Here is an 18,193-nt window from a genome sequence, read left to right on the forward strand (position 1 = left end):
GATCAGCCCTCCTCGCCCGCCGCCGGTCTTCTAAGCAGGAGTTGCTGACGCTCGACGATGTCGAAGCCGACCGACGCGTACACGCGCTTGGCCGACGCGTGGTCGTCCGCGACGATCACGAGCGTCGACGCGCCGAAGTGCGTGCGGGCGTGCTCGCCCGCGAAGTGCACGAGCGAGCCGCACAGCCCGCGCCGCCGAAAGTCCGGGTGCGTTCCGACACTCTGGAAGCGCAGGAGGCCCGCCCCGTCGTGAAACACCCCGAGGTCCGCGACGAGACGTCCTTCCACGAAGGCGCCGTACCAAAAGCCGAGGCCCGCCCGCGTCATCGCCCGCAAGCCGTTCAAGTGCGATTCCTTGAAGCGGCGGTACGGTTCTTCGTCGTAACCGTCCTCGCGGCTCGCGACTTGAGTGTCGAGCGCTTCGCGCCACGCGTCGTCCGTGTCGGGAAGCGCTCGGTACTCGGCCTCCGCGTTGACGTGCGGCGGCGCGTGCAAGCGCGGCGCGGCCATCACGACGTTGTCCTCCAGGTGGTAGCCTGCCTCCAAGAACTCGTCGAAGTCGGGCTGGCGGGTGGGCGGCACGTCCCAACCGAACAGGCGGTGCGGCGTGACGGGCGGGCGACCGATGTGCTCGGCGAACAGGGCTTCCCAGCGCGGTCGGTCGCCTCTCGCCGGGGGTTCCCGGAACACCAGCAGGTTGCCGAAGTAGTGGGCGGGACTGCGCGGGTTGCGTATGCACAGCGCGCCTTCGACGTCCACGACTTCACCGTGGAAGCGCGAGAAGATGAGGTCCGTGCGGTAGCCGAGCGAGCGAAGAGGCGAAGTCGACATGGTGGTCATGATGTTCTCCTGGAAAGGTCTCAACGAACGCGGATGGACTTGACGAACGCGTCGAGCTTCGTGAGACGCGCGTCGTTCGTCAAGCGATCGAGCTCCCGCTTCGTGCGCGTCACGTAAGCAGTCCACGCGGCGTTGGCGCGCGTCTCGTCAGCGGATGCGAGCTCGGCGAGCACCTTCTTCGTGTCGGGCGCGTCGTACCCGGTCGGCAATTCCGTCAGGGACACCGGCCATTGCAGCGACACGTAGTACTTCCCGTCCGCCGTCAGTCCTTGAAAGGTGTAGAAGACTTGCGCGCGCGTCACGGGCGCGAGTTCCTGGCTGAAAGCCGTGAGGTAGCGCACGCCGCTTCCCCCGGTGAAGGTCACGATCTTCGCCGCGCCGTTCAAGAGTTGCGCGGCGGGAACACGAGGTAGGAACGGCAAAGCGCCCGGTTTCGACGGCAAGGCGGCGCGCGGCTTGAGCAAGGCTCGCAGCGCCTCGATTTCACTTCGGGCGACGTTCGCTCGAAGCGCGAGAAGGTCCGCGACGCCGTACACGTCGAGTTCGCGCGTGTCGCCGCCGTCGCGCGGACCGAAGGTCGCTTCTACGTGGCGCGGCGCCGGGAAGACGAGGGGGTCGTCCACGGTGCGTTCGGCGGGCACGTCGCGCACGACGGCCTTGACGCCGAGGTGCCGCGCGTCGAACGTGACGCGCGGCGAGGCGGACGGAGCGGCGAGGGCGGTCGTGAGAAGCAGGGCGAGCGGCAAGGTCGCGTGCATGAAGCGAGGGTACGCGCCGCAGGGTGACTCGAGGATGAACAGCGTGGGACCACACTCCCGGGAGTGCGGTCCCACGCTTGTCTTCGACGCGTGGCGCGTTCAGCTCACTTGACGCCGCCGGGACTGGCGATGAAACTCCACTTGCCGCTCAACGCGCCCGTGACGTCCGTGATGACGTCCTTCGATCCGCCGATCGAGCCGCGTGTCGCGCCGACCGACGCGCCCGTGGTGATCGAAACGCCCGCGTCCGTGATGCCCGACGCGCCCCACGACACGTACGCACCTTGCTGCGACGTCGCGCCCGCCGAGACGTTGCCCACCCCGACGCTCACGCCTTCTTGGATGCCGACCGTGACGGTGTATTCCTTGTTGCCGAAGCTTTGCGAGAAGGAACCGAACGCGCCGATCCAGCCGGGGGTGGCTGCCGAGACGCTCATGGCGTCGCACGAAATCGAGAAGCCGACGACGCTTACCGAGAACGAGAGGCTCATGCCGTCGTACACCGCCTTGCAAGGATCGGCGCGAGGCGTCACGAGTTGCCCCGCGATCGGGTCGCTCGTGTCGGTCGTGGGGCCTTCGTAGCAAGCGAAGGCTTTGACGTCGTGCGCCCAGTGCCACGCGTCGGTCACGTAGCCCATGAATTCGGACACGACGAGGAACTCGGCGTCCAAGGACGTCTGCTCGTGCAACAAGGAATCGCTGTAGTTCGCCGCCAAGGCCGTCTCGAGCTTGTACGCCGCCTTGAGGTACGTGCCGAGATTTTGCGCGTGGGCGTGCATGGCGCTTCGCCACTTGTCGTTCTGCGTGGACATCGCAGCGTTGCACAGCGCGTAGAGTTCCTCGGGCGTGCGCGCCTTCTTGATGAACTCGGGAGCGATACAGCCGCTCGAGCAGTGCGAGAAGTCCCCGTCGACCTTGGCGACTTCCAAGCCCGACTTGCGCTGAGCTTCGTAGAGGCGGCTCACGGTCGGCTCGCTGCTGACATGCAAGCGCGCCTGCCAAAGGGCCGCGCGGCGCGCCTCGACGAGCGGGGACGCCTGGGGTCGATGGCGAAGCTGAGCCTCGATGTCCTCTCTACGCTTGCGGATCGCCTCCCAACGCGCGTGAAGATCGTCGCGGAGCTTCTGGTACTTGTCGAGCAGCACAACGGCGTCCTTGAGGGTCTGGGGCAACTTGAGGTTGGGCAAGTTGAAGTCCTGGCCGCGCGAAAGATCGAACGTGAACGACGCGGGCAGGTGGGCCGAAGCGTTCGCGTTGTTGCCGGAAGTCGCCCCGCTGATCTCGTTGGTCGGCAAGGTGGCGTCTGCCACACTGGGACTAGTCGCGTTCGCTGCTTGGGCAGGCGGGGTGCGGCGACGTCCCGCTCGTGCGAATTTGGCGGCTTGCGCGGTCTTGCCTTGGCACGTCAACACGCGCGCCAAGCCCAAGCGCGCTTCGGCCAGCATCGGCTCGCCTTTCAACGCGCTCGAAAGGGCCCCTTCAGCTTCGTTCCAGCGGTGCAAGTCGGCCAACGCCAAGCCGCGGTTGGCGTTCAGGGTGGCGGTACTCGACCAGCCGAAGGCGCCCGCGTCGTTCTTGGTGAGTTTCGCGGCGGCGTCGAGGACGACGAGAGCCTCGCCGGACAAGCCGAGGGTTTGGAGGACGCCGCCGAGATTGGTGAGGGTTTGAGGATTTTGCGGCTCGAGGCGGTGGGCGACGAGGAGGGCGGCGAGGGCGGCGTTGGGCTTGCCGAGCATGGCGGCGGCGAGGGCAGCTTGCGAGGCGCTCTTGGGAGTTTTGGCGTCGAGGCTGGCGGTGAAGGCTTGCCAGCCTTTGGCTTCGTTGTTCTCCAGCCACGCCTGCGCGTTCTTGAGCGCTTCGGTAAGCGATGTTGGCATGGCGCGAGGCGTGCCAGGAGCTACCTTGGCGAGGTTCATTCGCATTTGCGCGAGGGTCAATTCGAGCTCGGCGCGCACAGGACTGTCTCCAGGCAAACCCGAGACCACCTTCGTCAGGTTGTCGTAGCCCGTGAGTAAGTTCCGTGGAGCCTTCGAGCGGTCAAAGTCGCTGGAACCACACAAAGCGAAGTTCGGCAGCTTCGCCTCGAAGCTTGCTTCGGAGGCCAAGGAGCGCGCGTCACTCCAAGCACGAAAGGGAACGGAGGCGCTCAATGCCGTCGACGAAAGGGCAAGCAGCAGGAGGAAGGGTCGCTTCATGCTCACACGGTACGAGAAGGGTGATGGCCCGCGAATGTTGCGCCCGCGCCGCTCGAATTACTTGACGCCGCCGGGACTGGCGATGAAGCTCCACTTGTCGCTCAACGCGCCCGACACGTCCTTCAGCACGTCTTGCGCGCCGCTCGTGGCGCCGTCCTTCACGTTCGCCTTGGCCGACGTGGTGATCGAAACGCCCGCGTCCGTGATGCCCGACGCGCCCCACGACACGTACGCACCTTGCTGCGACTTCACGCCGACCGTGGCGGGACCCACCCCGACGCTCGCGCCTTCTTGAATGCCGACCGTGACCGTGTATTCCTTCGTGGCGAACTTTTCCGAGATCGATCCGAACGCGCCGATCCAGCCGGGCGTGACCGCCGTGACGTTCATGGAGTCGCACGAGATGCGGAAGCTCACGACGTGCACGGAAAACGCCAGGCTCATGTTGTCGAATACCGCCTTGCAAGGATCGGCGCGAGGCGTCAACAGGTCTTCGGCCACCTTGTCGGGCACGCTCGACGCGGCGCTCGCCACGCAATCCTGATAGCTTCGGATGTCCTTCGCCCAGTGCAGAGCTTCACCCACGTACCCCATGAACTCGGTCGTCACGAGAAACTCGGCGGTCAAGGACGCCCGCTCGTGCCACAGGGGATCGCTGAAGTTCGCCGCGAGGGCCGTGTGAAGCTTGTACGAGGCTTTGAGGTACGCGCCGAGGTTCTCGGCGTGGGCGTGCATGGCGCTTCGCCACTTGTCGTTTTGTGACAGCATCGCCGGGACGCACAGCGCGCGCTTGACTTCGGCCGTGGCCGCCTTGATCGAGATTTCGGGCATGATGCAGCCGCTCTCGCAGTGCGAGAAGTCCATGTCGGCCTTCGAGACTTCCCAATCGGACTTGTGATGAGAGTCGTAGAGACGTTTGACGGTCGGCTCGTCGTTCACGTGAAGGAATGCTTGCCAAAGCGCTTCCCGGCGGGCTTGCACGAGCGGCGACGCGGCGGGTTGGCGGCGAAACCGCGCCTCGACGTCCTCGCTGCGCTTGCGCAAGCTTTCCCAACGCGCGTGAAGATCGTCGTGGAGCTTTTGGTACTTGTCGAGCAGCGCGAGCGCGTCGCCGGGCGTTTGCGGCAACTTGAGGTTGGGCATCGTGAAGTCCTGGCCGCGAGAAAGGTCGAACGTGAACGACGCGGGCAGGTGGGCCGAGGCGTTGACGTCCTTCGCGGAGGCCGCTTCGCTCACCTCGACCGTCGCCGGTTCGGTCGCTTGCGGGTCCGTCGTCTTGGCGGGCGGCGGCGTCACGCTCGGCGAGCGGCGGAGTCCGGCGCGCGCGAACTTCGCGGCTTGCGCGGTCTTGCCTTGGCACGTGAGGACGCGCGCGAGTCCGAGCCGCGCTTCGGCGAGCATCGGCTCGCTGTCGACGGCGCTCGTCAAGGCCTTCTCGGCGTCCGGCCAGCGACGCAAATCGGCGAGGGTGAGGCCCCGGTTGGCGTTCAGGGTCGCGGCGCTCGACCAACCCAACGCGCCCGAGTCGTTCTTCGAGACCTTGGCCGCCGCGTCGAGCACGACGAGCGCTTCGCCGGTCAATCCCAGCGTGTTCAGCACGCCGCCGAGATTCACGAGGTGCTGCGCGTTTTGCGGATCGAGCTTTTGCGCGGTCAGAAGGGCCGCCAGGGCCGCGTTGGGCTTGCCGAGCATCGCCGCCGCGAGGGCCGCTTGCGAAGCTTTCTTCGCGTCTTTGGCGTCCTCGCTGGCCGAGAAGGCCCTCCATCCTGCCGCTTCGTTCTTCTCCAGCCACGCTTGAGCGTTCTTGAGCGCCTCGGCGAGAGTGGCTGGAATTTGCACGGCCGGGAGCGGAGCGGCTTTCGCGTAGTTCACGCGCATCTGAGCGAGCGTCGGTTCCAAGCTGAGGCGCGTGGGGTCGTCGGCCTTCATGGACGTCACGAGCTTGACCATGTTGTCGTAGGCGCTCAACGCATCCGTGGAGACTTTCGATCGATCGAAGTCCGCACCTTCACAAGCGGCGAAACTGGGCAACTTCGCCGCGAAGCTCGCTTCGGGCGGCAAGGATCGCGCGTCACTCCACGCGCGCAAGGATGCGGACTCGGCCAACGCGGTCGAGCACAGCGCGGCCGAACACAAGACCAATAACGGCAAAGCTCTTTTCATGCTCGTACGGTACGAAGACGATGGTGGCGGCAGAATGTCGGGTCGCGGCGAGAGGACGCCCGCCATGCGAGACGTTTCCACGAGAGAACGGGGAACGGGAAGCGGGAGGGCCTTGCCCTCCCGCTTCCCGTTCTCTCGCCGTGTTCTCAGGCCGGACGCGCCTGCACCGCCGAGCGGCGAGCGCCGAGCGTCACGAGCGCGAGGCCCAGCAGGAACCAACCGATGGCGGTGTGCCACGCGAACTCCGCTTGCGGCAAGTCCTCGAGGCGAGCGAACGCCATGTACGCGAAGCCGACGGGCAGCGAGATGCCGCACGCGAGCGGCGCGAGCCGATGAGGCATCGGCAGCACGCGCGCGAACAGCGCGGCGACGCTCACGACGAACGTCAGCAGCATGCTCAGCGGCCACGTGAGGTCCGTGACGGCGTACAAAGGCGAGTTCATGTCGACGTGCAGGATGTCGAACGGACCTTGCAGCGCGGCGAGCGCGATGGTCACGAGCGGCAGCGTCACGACGAAGCTCCCGAGCTTGCCGTGGCCCGTCGCGTGCAACTGCCTCAGGGCCAGCATGGAGCAGAACCAGCCGATCGCGAAGACGAGGTACGTGAGGTTGCCGATCACGTCGTCTTGGCCGTTGAGGACGCGCTGAAAGTCGTGTCGAAAGGCGTTCGCGAGCATGGCGGGCGCGCAGATCATCGTGACGAAACCGAGGGTGCGTACGTTCATGGAAGTCCTCCTGAAAGAGAAATTACTTGGGAAGGCGAATGTCGAAGTCGGCCATGAGGCCGTATTGCGGTTCGCGGCGGAAGGTGATGACGACGCTCGAATCCCACTCGTCCGCGTCGCGAGACTTGAGCTGCATGTCCCGTTCGGGGCCGTCCGTCGGAAGGTAACGGGCCGTCACCTTGTACTTGCCGAGGGGCACGTCGGGGATGATGTTGCCCTTGGCGAAGCGCTTCAGAATTTGTCCGGCGGTGCCGTCCACGAGCGGTCCGACGGGCGTGAGGGTGTACTCGACGCGCTCGTAGACGTACCCGCTGCCGTCGTTCGGCCAGATCGTGCCGCCCCAGTACCTGTTGCCGCGAGGTCCCGACGTCAGCAAGGTGAAGTTGCGCACCGCGCCCTTGTCCGCCGTGAAGGCGTCGTCCTTGTCGATTTGCAAGTCGAGCTCGATCGACTCGCCTTGGTACACCGTGCGCAGGCGTCCGCCCGCTTGCCAAGTGCCGAGTTGCCCTTGCGGCAGTTGGATCACGAAGTGCCCGCTCGCGTCGGTCTTGCCGAGGGCGTTCATGTTGTAGTACAGCGTGTTGTCCGCCCAGACTTCCACGCCCGCCACGGGTTGCCCGGCGGGATTTTTCACCGTGCCCTTGAGGACGTACGGCGTCGCCTTCGTGAAGTCGTTTGTGGCCGTGGCGCCCGCGGTCGTGCTCGCCGCGCTTCCCGCGCGCTTCATGGTGAGCGCGCCCGGCCCTTTGAGGTCGTACGCGCCGATCAGCGCGCCGTTCTTGACGACCCCCGCGATCGTCACGAGGCCGTTGCGATGCTTGTACGTCAGCTTGAGGCGTTGGGCGGCGGCGTCCCACCGCCCGCCGACTTGGTACGTCTCCTTCAAGTACGTGATGGTGCCCGCGACGTTCGCGCCTTGCAACTTGAGCTGCGCGGTGAAGTCGATCATGTCGTCGAAGCGGCCCGACCACGCGCCGCTCACGACGTCGGCCGTGGCGGCGGTCGTCGTGACGGGCGCGGCGAGGGCGGCGCCGAAGGTCGCGGGGCCGAGACCTCCGAGGGAAAGGATGCCGAGCAAACTGATCGCGAGCGTGTTCTTGTTCTTCATCGTGGTTCTCCTGGCGCCCCGAAGCGAGGCGAACGTGTCCGAAGCGTACGAGGAGGACGATGACACGACGATGACGCGAAGGTGACCGTCAACGACCGTCAACGAACGTGCAGCGTCGCCAGGAAGCGGTCGAGGATCGTGAGGCGCGTGTCGTTCGTGAACGCGTCGAGAAGTTTCGTGGTCGCCGTCTTGTAAGCGTCCCATTGCGCGACGGGGCCGGTCGCAAGGACGTCGGGAAGCTCGAGCGGTTGCCGCCACGACACGAGGAACGTCCCGTCGCTCGTGAAGCCTTGAAAGGTGTACAGCAGCGCTCGATCGTCGAGCGGTCGATCGAAGCGGGTGGTAAAGGCCGTGACGTAGCGAACGCCGTGCAGGCCTCCGAAGTCGAGGTACTTCACGGCGGCGTGCACCGCTTGGTCACCGACCACGAGGGGCACGAAGGGAAAGGGACCGGGAGTCGACGACGTCGCGGCGCGTTGCTCCAGCATCTTGTGAAGTTGCTTCACATTCCACGGAACGTCCAACCAGTGAAGGTGACCGTCGTCGGCGCCGTTGGCCTGTAGAAGCTCGGCGACGTCGAACACGTCGAGGTCGCCCGAGGGCCTCGCGGGTGGGCCGAACGCGAGGGCCGCGTGCGGCGGGAGGACGGCGCCCGTCCATTCGTCCCGAGCGAGCGTTCGCTCGACGACTCGGACGGGCCGAGCGAGGATGGCGGCGTCGAAGCTCAAAGTCGCGAGGGGCGCGGCGAGTGCGCCGCTCGAACAAGCCAGCAGCAAAGGCAGGAATCGAGGCATGCCTTCACGGTACGAGCGGCTCGGTGGCCGCGGCGTGTCAACGAAGAACGGGCGCTCCATCAGGAGCGCCCGTTCTCGAGGGGGTGGTTCTCGCCGTGCTTACTTCGCGTACAAGTTCTTGTAGAACTCGTCGAAGTCATTGGTGTACGAGTCGAGCCACGCGAGGAAGTTCTCGGCGGTGAAGCCGCCCGTGATGATGTACGACGAGTCGAGGTAGATCGTGCCGTCTTTTTCCTGGTACGCCTGGCTGTACCACTCGGCGTTCCACTTCGCGAGCTTCTCGGCGAGGCCGTCGGCCTTGTCGGGCTTCTCGAAGCCGTTGTCGGCGTTGATGCGTTGGCACACGCCGTTCTTGCAGCCCGTGAAGTAGAAGTAGTAGTTGTCTCCCGCGAGCTTCACGGTGATCGAGGGCTTGGTCTTCTCGTCGCCCGCCTTGTACTCGGGCTTGTAGCCTTCGGCCTTGAGAATCGTCATGATCGACTCGGGCTTCGCTTCGTACACCGTGGCGGCGGCGAACGCGGGCGTCGCGGAGAGGGCGGAGAGCGTCACCAACATCAACGTCTTCTTCATACCTATAGTGTGCATGAAGAAGGATGATTCGTGGATGACTTCGGCTTAGTCAAGGCAGGAAGGCCGAGCGAACGGCGTCCATCAGCGGATCGCGGCTGCCGATCGGCGCGTTGGGAAGGTAGCCCTGGTTGATGTTCCAGACGATCGCGCCGCCGAGGCCCTTGGACTGCGCGAACTGCCCTTTGAGCGCGATGCTTTGGGGATCCTCGTACGACACGAAGTTGCACGCCTTCGGGCCGAGTCCCGTCTGCGACGACAGGTACGGCACCTTGGCGCCATCGTCCCACAGCTTGACGTTCGCGTTGTAGTACTGCGTCATGATGTTCGTGTAGCTCATGACGTTGTCGTCCGCGACGAGCTTCATGATGCTCGACGACTGCTTCGGCCCGGTGACGCCCGTGTAGCACGATCCGAAGAAGCCGATGCCGACGCCGAGCTTCGCGGCGGGCACGCCGACGTTGAGGTAGGCGTTCACGCTCGACTCGACGCTGCTGGGCGTCGTGGCGGAGTGGCCGCTCAAGGCGCTGGAGTGCCAAGACTGCCAACCGTCGTACACGCCGTTCATGGCGTAGCTCATGATGTTGAGTCGGTCGAAGAGCGGCGCGATGTCGGCGTAGTACGGCGTGGCGTTCCACTGCGGATACGTGGAGTTCACCCAGCCGATCGGCAGCGTCAGGATGAGGCCGGGGCGTTTGGCCTTGAGGCCCGCCGCGAGCGCTTTGAGTGGAGCTTGATCCGTGGCTTGGATGGGCTCCCAGTCGAGGTCGATGCCGTCGAAGCCGTACGAGTCGACGAGGGCGAGGAGGTTGTCGATGAACTTCGCGCGGTTCGCGTCGCTCGCCGCGCCCACGAAGCCCGAGTACTCGCCCGCGCCGCCCAGCATCAAGATGGCCTTGCGGTTGTTGGCGTGCGCTCGGCTCACCACGGACTTCGCCCAGATCGGGCCGTTCACCGTGTCGATGTCGAAGTGGGTGTTGATCGTGCCGTCCGCGTTCGGAGTGGCGCGACCGACGACGATGTGCGTCATCGCCGTCCAATTCACGGCGTCCAGCGGGTACGCGTCGCGCAGATAGCCGACGTAGTAGCCCATCACCCAGGCGTTGCCGCTCGGCGTGGGCGGCGGCGGCACGGGGTCGGTCACGGTGATGGTGAGGACGCGCGACGTCGACGCGCCCTTCGAATCCGTGACGAGCAACTTGACGTTCGTCGTGCCGGCCGTCGTGAAGCTGTACGTCTGCGTCCTCGAGGTCTTGCAGTCGCCGAAGTTGAGGTCGCCGTAGCCGTCGCCGTTGACGTCGAGGACGCACGTGAGGGCGTCTCGTTCGCGGTCGGACGCCTGCACGGTGAAGGTCGTGGTGAGCGGTGCGGAACCGCTCGTCTTCGAGGCGGTGAAGGTCGTGATGGTCGGGGCGGTGTTCGTGGCCTTGGCGGCGCTCGGGGCGAGCGTCGTCGGCTCACTGCCGCACGCGGCGAGCGCCACGAGCAGGACGGGCGTGAGGCCCAGGAAGCGGAATCGGGACATGAAACTCCTGGCGGTTCGCCCCGCAAAGGGCGCCGCTGAAACGAAGGGAAGGAACGCGGGCGCGGCGTTCGTCGACGAACCGCGCGCCGTGGCGTTCGATGAATCGCCGAGAGGACACGGCACGACGAGCGGTCGTCCGGTCGGGATCGTCACTCTTCCGGGTCGAACTCCTTTCGTGTCACCGCTTACATCTTTCATGAGAAAGAGGATCGCGGTCTGCGAAAAATTCGACGCGCCGGGGTCCTCGATCCGGCGCGACGGGTGACGGAGATTTAGGATGAAATCGCGGCTTCGAGGACCGAGCAAGCCGCCGCCGAAGGGCGTGAACGACTGGGCTGGCAGGCATCGTCGTTCACGCCACTTTAAGAAAGCAAAGTCGCAGTGATCCGAGGATGACTTTCGACGAAAAGACGGCGACCGCGCCGGGAAGGGCGCGGTCGCGGCGAACGTCGAGAAGGCGTTTCACGCGAAGCGCGCTCCACGCTTCGGGCCGCGCAGCACGGTTTCGAGTTCACGCGCGAGCAAGTCGAGAGGCAGGACTTCCAGCGCGGGCAGCAAGTCGAGGGCGCAGCGCAGCACCTCGCCCATGTCGAAGCGCGGGCGGCGCGCGACCGCCTGCAACTCGGCGTCGAGCGAAAGGGCGCGCGCTTTGGCGCACAGCGTTTCGTACACGTCTTGCGACTGGACGTCGAGCGATTCGGCGAGTTGGTTGTTCATGCTGACACGGTACTCGGGAAAGGATGATCGGCGCATGATGCCAAAGATGTAGGCCGAGCGGCCTAGGCACCACGCCGCCCGGGTTTGACATGCGCCGCCGAGCGGCGTCATGCTGCGGTCCACGGAGGAACTCTTGCCGACGCCCGAACGCCTGCTGTCCCGCCTCGACGCCATCGCCCGCGCGGTGAGCGCGCGTTCCACCGCGCTGGCCTTGCTCGCGCTCGGGTCGTGCGGCTCGGAAACCGACCGCTTGGACGAACATTCCGACTTGGACTTCTTCGTGATCGTCGAGACGGGCGCGAAGAAGGCTTGGCTGGACGACATCGCTTGGCTCGAAGGCGTGTCCACGCTCGCGTTCAGCTTTCCGAACACTTCCGTGGGACGCAAGGCGCTCTTCGAGGACGGCGTGTTCGTGGAGTACGCGGTGTTCGAGCCGCAGGAACTGACGCGAGCCGAGTACGCCTCGGGTCGCTTCGTGTGGAAGCGCGACGACTTGTCGGCTCGGTGGGCGACGGCGGCCGTGCCGCCCGTGCGTGAAGCGCCTCCCTTGGCATGGCAGGTGGGGGAGGCGCTCACGAATCTCTTGGTGGGCTTGCACCGCGACGCGCGCGGAGAACGCCTCGTCGCGACACGCTTCGTGCAGCAGTACGCCGTGGACCGCGTCTTGGCGATCGCGGCGATTCTTCAGCCGCCCGTGGACGGCGCGGCGGACGTCTTTTCACCCGAGCGGCGCTTCGAGCGGCGCTTTCCGAGCGTGGCGTCCGCCTTACCGGACATGATGCGAGGCTACGACGGCAACGCCGCCTCGGCTCTGGCGATCTTGGCGTGGTTGGAAGCGCACGCGGACGTTCCCAACTCCATGGCGCGAGAAATTCGCCGCTTGGCCGTCTCCGCGCCGTCTTGAACTCGGACCTCGTCAATTCTCGACGAGGATCTTCATCGTCATGAACGGGTGCGGACCACACTGCACGTCGTACGTCCCGACCGCGTCGAAGGTCACGGCGAAGCGTCCGCCTTTGCCAAGCGACCACGAACTCGCTTCCTTCGGGCCTTTCACGCCAAGCGCGTGCGCGGCGAGATCCATGTTCGTCCACACGACCTTCGTGCCTCGCTTCACCCGCAAAATCGGCGCGGAGAACTTGAAGCCCGAGATCGCGACGTCCACGGTGCCGCTTTGCACTTCGGGAAGCGAGGTCTCGGCCGCCGCGTGGTCGTGGTCGTGCGTGGGCGCCACTTGCCCGCGCGCGTCCAAGGCGGGGCCGCCCACCACCATGAAGTGCATGCCGCCCGGATCCACGCCGTCGTTCGTGCCGTGCGGCGGAATGTGATCGTGCAGCGGGAAGGTGCCGTCGCGGCCCTTCACGAGGACGTCGTAACGTTCGCCCGGACCGAGCAGCAAGGTGTCGGCTTGGTACGGCGCCGCCAAGTCCTGTCCGTCTTTGGCGACGACGAGGAAGGTCATGCCGTGCAAGTGCATCGAGTGCACCTCCGACCCGATGTTCATGAAGCGCAGCAAGTGCACCTCGCCGTTCGGAATCGCCAAGTCCGCGATGAACGGGTACGCGCGCCCGTTCACGAGAAAGTAGTTCGGCGTGGCGCGGTGCGGCGTCACGTCGGGATCTTGGCGGCTGTCCCACTCGTCGAGCATCAGGACGTGATCTTTCGACCACGCTTGCGGTTCGCGCGGCTCGATGACGACCGCGCCGTACATGCCCATGTCGAGGTGCAAGTTCGTCTCGACGTGGCAGTGATACATGAACGAGCCCGCCTCGGTCGCCACGAACTCGTACGTGAACGATTCGCCGGGCAGCACGGCGTGCGACGTGTGCGGCACGCCGTCCATCTCCTGCGCGAGCGAGTTGATGCCGTGCAGGTGGATGGTGTGCGCGCGACCCGTGGTGTTGCGCAAGGTGATGCGCACGAGGTCGCCGACCTTCGCGCGAATCTCCGGGCCGGGCACGCTCGGCGCGCCGCCCGGAACGCCGAAGGCCCACTGCTTGACCTTCACGCCCGGCGCGATCTCCGTTTCGATTTCGTGCACTTCGAGGGTATAGGCGCGCACCTCGCCCGTGAATTTCGTCGTGGGCACCGTTCCGTTCGCCGCGTTCACGAAGCGCTTGACGATCTCGTCTCGCGAGGGAACGTCGGCGGCGAGCGGAGCGGGAGCCAGCAGAAGCGAGGCGAGCGCGAAGCATTTCGTGAAAGGCAGCAAGGCGCGGATGTTCATGAATGTGTTCCTCGAAAAGACGGCGCGGTCGAGCGCGTGGATCGAAAGGCTCGCGACGTCACCGAGCGGGTTCCGCGAATCGAAGAACCCGTTCCGGGCCGAGAGGCGCTTGAAAAAAGGCTCGCGGGCGAGCAGGACGGTCGGCGGCGCATTCGGCAAGGGGGTCGGGCGTCCACGCGTGGACGCCCGACCCCCGTCGGCGTTACTTCACGCTGAGGTTCGTCATCATGCCGAGCATGAAGTGCGGAGCGTGTTTCGTGGCGCTCGGCAAGAAGCACGCGACGACGTAGTCACCGGCGGCGAGATCGAAGGTCACGAAGGCGCTGCGGCCCTTGGAGATCGTCTCCAACCCGCCCGCGTCCTCGAACGGAGGCTCGCCCGCTTGGCTGGGATCGGCCGCCTTGAAGAAGGCTTCGACGTCCTTCATGGTCTTGCCGGGCTTGATGCGCATCAGCATGAGGTGGTGGGTTTCCTGGCCGGCGTTCGACACTTGCCACGTGGACTTGCCTGCCTTGACGGTCGTGGGCAGTTCCACCTTGAAGTCGCGCAGCGTCGCTTGCACGTCCGCCTTGGGCAAGGCGAGGCCGTTCTTGGCGGTCGTGACGTTGAAGGTCTTGTATTGGCCGAGGTCGTACAGCGGTTTGCCTTCCTCGGAAGCGCCGAAGCCGAACACGACGTACTTGCCGCTGTCGAGGTTCGCGCCGAACTCGAAGGTGGCGCCCGGCATCACGCCGCCGCTGCCGCCCACGAAGGTCGCGACGTTGGCGATGGCGCTCATGTCCTCGCCGTGCGATGCCATCAGGGCGCCGAGGGCCGCCTTGACTTGCGCGTCGGTCGTGCCGGACTTCAGCTTGGCGACGACCGGGGTGAAGGGTGCTTGGGTGGTGTTGGCGAGGTTGAAGGTCACGAAGCCGCTGGCAAAGCTCGCGGGTCCTTGCAGCGTGAACGCGTCACCCTTGGCGCCGAGCGTGAAGACTTGGGCGGTGTGGCTGTGCTGCGCGAGGGAGGCGGCGGTGAGGGCGAGGGCGAGGGTCGTCAGGATCTTCTTGCTGTTCATGGGGGGTCTCCTTGTCGAGGTCCGAAGCTGTGGACCGCTCGATCTGGGGAGGAGTGTAAGAAGGGTACGATGGCAGGAGGATGACGAGGTGTCAGGCTCGCGCGAATCGACGAACGATTGGCGTTCGGCGACCGACACCCTGCAGTCATGGCCGTCCATTTAGCGTGAAGGCATGAACGAGGATCGTACTATCATCCGCTCGCTTCTTCCGACCTTCTTGACGGCCGCTCTTTGTGCGAGCGCGAACGCCGCCACGCTCGAAGGCTCCGTGCACGTCCCGGGAAAGCACGACGTGCGTGGAACGTGGGTCGTTTCGTGCGATCTCGACGCGCGCGGAGACTGCGTGTCGGGCTCGCAGGTCACGCAGCAGATCACGCGTCAAGACGGCAGCTCGGCGTGGTTCAAGTTCGAGAACGCGCCGACCGCGCCGCGCGGCCTCGTCGCTTGGAAGGACGTGAACGGCAACGCCACCTTGGACGTCGGCGACTTGTACGGCGCTTACACGATCGACGGAACGACCTTGGCGAAGGTGCGCGCGCCGTACGAGGGAGCGGTGATCTGGATGCGCGAGATGGACGGCGTGGCCGATCCGTTCCTTTCGGGTGAGGCGAGCGCGGCTCCGAACGCGCCCGCGAAGTTCGCGCGCGCTTCGGGCGACCTCGACGTCACGCCGCGCGGCGCCGGACGCCTCACCGGCACGGTGATCGCGCCGCTCGGGTACGACGTGAAGGGCGTCGTCGTCTTGGCGTGCCGCTTCAAGACGGACGATTGCTACGCCGCGTCGCGCGTGAACCTCGCGGGTCGGCACGCCCGCTGGCGTGTCGACGGCCTCGCGGACGAGGGGCATCAACTTCTCGCGTGGGCGGACATCAACGGCAACGGGGAAGTGGACGAGGCCGACCTCATGGGCACGTACCTCAACTCGGCGCGCGACGACTTCCAGCTCGTGAAGCCCGGCGCGGGCAACATCACCTTGTCGCTCGCGCCGATGGCGGAACTCGCCGCCGCGAGCAAGCCATCGGCGAAACGTCCGGCCGCGTCCGACGCCATCTTCAAAAACACGAGCGTCGCGAACCTCGCGGGTCGTTGGACGACACGCAACCGCGTCTCGCGCCTCTCGCAAGGCTTCACGAGCGGTGTCGTGTTCGGAGGTGCGACCGTTCAAGCGGGCTGGGATTGGACGCCGACGCAGCTCAAGCAGGACGTGGATTTGCTCATCCGGCCCGACGGGTCGTTTCGCTCCGTGACGTTCACGCAGGACTTCCAAAGCGAGAGTTGTGCGACCCTCACGACGGTGGAGCGCGTCGGCAAGGTCGTCGTGACGGGCGCGAAGCTCAGCTTCCAAGTGACGCGCGCCGCTTTTCGCGAGGTGGACACCTGCCAGCCGAGCTTCAACCGCTGGGGCGCGCTGAAGCCGTCCACGGAAACGGACCTCGCGGGCGTTCAGAAAGGCCCGAACGGCGGGCTGGAGTTGGTCTTGCGTCCCGGCGGGTCGTCTGGCGATCTTTTCTTCCGCAAGGAGTGAGGGGCGACGAGCGGCGCGTCACCCCACCCGCGCAAGGCGATAGAACGCCGTGAAGTCGGCGGAGGGCCCACGGGCCCTCCGCCGACTTCGGACCGCACTCCGGTGGGTCAGGGCTTGAGGCGCGAAACGCGCACTTCATCGAAAGTCGCCGTGAAGCCCGAGCCGCCCATCGAGACGAGTCCGATGCGGGCGTTGTCACCCAATTGGTTCGTCCACGTGCCCCCGCGCGTCCAAGTCGTGCCGTTCGTGCTGGAGTACGCGGTGTAGCGCTGCTCGGCGTCGTCGGTGGATTTGACGATGCGCAACCACAGCGTGTCGGCGGGAGCCCCGAGGACGGTGCTGCCGTAGCGGGGAGCGGTGGATGTCGTCGCGGGCTGCTCTTTGGCGAACTCGATTTGACGTGTCTCCCAGATGGAGGCGTGCGTGAGCTTGACGTAGCGGTCGTCGTCCGCGTAGATCACGAGGCCCGCTTGGACGTAATTGAAGCAGCAGCCTTCCGGGGGAAGGTTGATGCTGAGCTTCACGTCCACGACGTAGTCACCGCTGGGCGCGGGGCGCGTGAGCACGGAAGCCGTGTTGCTGCCCTCGAACAAGTCGGCGGCTTGCGTGTCGAACTGGAAGGCGCCGTTCACGACGCGGAAGCTGCCGCCGTCGGGTGGGCGCACCCACGTCCACTGGCTCAGGTCGCCGTCGAAGTCCTCGCGGTTCAGGAGCGTACCGGTACGCTGGTTCGTGGCGAGCCGCGGACGGTAGGCGCTCGGCTGTCCGCGCAGGCTGCTGGGCGCGGGCATCGCCTGATCGGAGGCCCACAGTCCGCCGCGCACGACGGGCCAGCCATCCACCCAGTCGAGTGGGTCGAGCATCAAGGGGCGTTTGGTGAGGCCGCTCGCGCTCGTGAGATACGCGTCGTTGCGGTCAACGGCGTGGTACACCGTCCAGTCCTGCCCGGAGGCGTCGGTGAACACGGCGTTGTGTCCGGTGCCAACCCAACGGTTGCCGTTCATGCCGAGTACGGGCGTGCCGCCCACTCGGCCGCTCAGCAAGCTCACGCCGTCACGATCGACGAAGGGTCCGGTGGGATTCGGTGAGCGGCCCACGAAGACGCTGTACCCGGTGAGCGGTCCACGGCAGCAGTCGCTCGCCGACGCCATGAGATAGTAGAAGCCGTTGCGGTACACCACTTGGCTTCCTTCGTAACGGTTGGCGATGGCGACCTGCACCTGCGTGGCAGGATCGCTCTTGAGACCGTCGGGCGAGAGTTTGCGTACGGAGAGCCCACCGAAGTAACTGCCGTAGTAAATCCACAATTGTCCGTCCGCGTCCCGGATCACGTCGGGGTCGAACGTCCAGCGGCGGCTGTTCGAGCAACACGGAGCAGGGTGCGGTTCGACGACGGGCGCGCCGCTGTCCACCCACGGTCCGGTCGGGCTGTCGCTGACGGCCACGCCGATGGCGCTGCCGCCCTCGTTCGTGTTGCTGGCCGTGTAATACAGGTGGTACTTGCCGTTGACGTACTCGATGTCGGGCGCCCACAAACCCGCGTTCGCGTCGACCCAGGCGGGCCGCTGCGTGAAGGCGTCGCCGACGTACGTCCAGTTCACGAGGTCGGTGGACTTGAGGGTGGGCATCAGCCGGAAGTTGAAGTCTCCGTTGGCGTTGGTGTCCTGACCGTTCAGGGGATCGGTGGTGCAGTACAGGTACCACGCGGTGTCGCCGAGCGTCTGACCTTGAATGATGGACGGGTCGGCGCAAGTGTCGACGGTGGTGCCGTTGGGCACGCTGGCGCGCAGCGGATTTCGGTACTTGCCGACTGCGTCGGCGCCGAGCGCGCTCAGGGAAGCGGGAGGCGCGGCGAGCTGCGAGCCGGGAGAAGCCTGCTGCTGACAAGCCGACAGGGTGACTCCGAACGCGAGCGCGCCGAGAAAACCGACGGACGTTCTGAGTGATCGAAAGGACGCCGCAAGATTGGGCATGAGGGACTCCTTGTTGTGAT

The 18,193-nt window shown here is 65.9% G+C and carries 15 protein-coding genes; 2 read left to right on the forward strand and 13 right to left on the reverse strand.

The genetic code is table 11. The annotated features are described in order from the left end of the window. Window positions 1-2: 2 nt before the first annotated feature. The 10 genes from DES52_RS05425 to DES52_RS05475 all read right to left on the reverse strand — a co-directional run bounded on the left by DES52_RS05425 (window position 3) and on the right by DES52_RS05475 (window position 11,427). On the reverse strand, window positions 3-839 hold the full coding sequence (locus DES52_RS05425; RefSeq protein ID WP_245900731.1) for a GNAT family N-acetyltransferase: 837 nt from the start codon (window positions 837-839) through the stop codon (window positions 3-5). A gap of 20 nt (window positions 840-859) precedes the next feature. Further along, the gene (locus tag DES52_RS05430; protein WP_146237190.1) at window positions 860-1,597 is read right to left on the reverse strand and encodes a hypothetical protein; all 738 of its coding nucleotides are present in this window, start codon (window positions 1,595-1,597) and stop codon (window positions 860-862) included. A gap of 104 nt (window positions 1,598-1,701) precedes the next feature. Continuing rightward, window positions 1,702-3,474, reverse strand: a complete 1,773-nt coding sequence (locus tag DES52_RS05435) for a tetratricopeptide repeat protein (RefSeq protein ID WP_146237191.1) — start codon at window positions 3,472-3,474, stop codon at window positions 1,702-1,704. A 375-nt stretch (window positions 3,475-3,849) separates the two neighbouring features. Then, a complete protein-coding gene (locus DES52_RS05440; RefSeq protein WP_170130896.1) occupies window positions 3,850-5,955 on the reverse strand; it encodes a tetratricopeptide repeat protein in 2,106 nt (701 codons plus the stop codon). 146 nt (window positions 5,956-6,101) lie between these two features. Continuing rightward, window positions 6,102-6,680 carry a hypothetical protein gene (locus tag DES52_RS05445; protein ID WP_110885755.1) on the reverse strand — a complete coding sequence of 193 codons (579 nt, stop codon included), beginning with the start codon at window positions 6,678-6,680 and terminating at the stop codon, window positions 6,102-6,104. Between the two features lie 22 nt (window positions 6,681-6,702). Continuing rightward, complete coding sequence (locus tag DES52_RS05450) at window positions 6,703-7,788, reverse strand: carboxypeptidase-like regulatory domain-containing protein (RefSeq protein ID WP_110885756.1); 1,086 nt, start codon at window positions 7,786-7,788, stop codon at window positions 6,703-6,705. A gap of 98 nt (window positions 7,789-7,886) precedes the next feature. Next, window positions 7,887-8,582 (reverse strand): hypothetical protein, encoded by a 696-nt coding sequence (locus DES52_RS22825; protein ID WP_170130897.1) that lies wholly within the window; start codon window positions 8,580-8,582, stop codon window positions 7,887-7,889. 99 nt (window positions 8,583-8,681) lie between these two features. Beyond that, window positions 8,682-9,152, reverse strand: coding sequence for a YbjN domain-containing protein (locus tag DES52_RS05465; protein WP_170130898.1), 471 nt, complete (start codon window positions 9,150-9,152; stop codon window positions 8,682-8,684). Between the two features lie 49 nt (window positions 9,153-9,201). Then, window positions 9,202-10,674, reverse strand: coding sequence for a glycosyl hydrolase family 18 protein (locus DES52_RS05470; protein ID WP_146237193.1), 1,473 nt, complete (start codon window positions 10,672-10,674; stop codon window positions 9,202-9,204). A gap of 462 nt (window positions 10,675-11,136) precedes the next feature. Beyond that, window positions 11,137-11,427, reverse strand: a complete 291-nt coding sequence (locus tag DES52_RS05475) for a hypothetical protein (protein WP_146237194.1) — start codon at window positions 11,425-11,427, stop codon at window positions 11,137-11,139. Window positions 11,428-11,500: 73 nt separating this feature from the next. Between DES52_RS05475 and DES52_RS05480 the strand changes: the two genes are divergently transcribed. Continuing rightward, window positions 11,501-12,295, forward strand: a complete 795-nt coding sequence (locus DES52_RS05480; RefSeq protein ID WP_170130899.1) for a hypothetical protein — start codon at window positions 11,501-11,503, stop codon at window positions 12,293-12,295. A gap of 12 nt (window positions 12,296-12,307) precedes the next feature. Here DES52_RS05480 and DES52_RS05485 read toward each other — a convergent pair whose 3' ends face one another. Then, on the reverse strand, window positions 12,308-13,618 hold the full coding sequence (locus DES52_RS05485) for a multicopper oxidase domain-containing protein (protein WP_146237195.1): 1,311 nt from the start codon (window positions 13,616-13,618) through the stop codon (window positions 12,308-12,310). A 202-nt stretch (window positions 13,619-13,820) separates the two neighbouring features. Beyond that, window positions 13,821-14,675, reverse strand: a complete 855-nt coding sequence (locus tag DES52_RS05490) for a hypothetical protein (RefSeq protein ID WP_110885762.1) — start codon at window positions 14,673-14,675, stop codon at window positions 13,821-13,823. 172 nt (window positions 14,676-14,847) lie between these two features. Here DES52_RS05490 and DES52_RS05495 point away from each other — a divergent pair, with 172 nt between their 5' ends. After that, window positions 14,848-16,200, forward strand: coding sequence for a hypothetical protein (locus DES52_RS05495; RefSeq protein WP_110885763.1), 1,353 nt, complete (start codon window positions 14,848-14,850; stop codon window positions 16,198-16,200). A gap of 107 nt (window positions 16,201-16,307) precedes the next feature. On the opposite strand, the gene DES52_RS05500 is transcribed toward DES52_RS05495, so the two are convergent. Beyond that, window positions 16,308-18,173, reverse strand: a complete 1,866-nt coding sequence (locus DES52_RS05500) for a glycoside hydrolase family 43 protein (RefSeq protein WP_110885764.1) — start codon at window positions 18,171-18,173, stop codon at window positions 16,308-16,310. Window positions 18,174-18,193: the final 20 nt, after the last annotated feature.

This window comes from Deinococcus yavapaiensis KR-236 (genome assembly GCF_003217515.1).
Classification (GTDB): domain Bacteria; phylum Deinococcota; class Deinococci; order Deinococcales; family Deinococcaceae; genus Deinococcus_A; species Deinococcus_A yavapaiensis.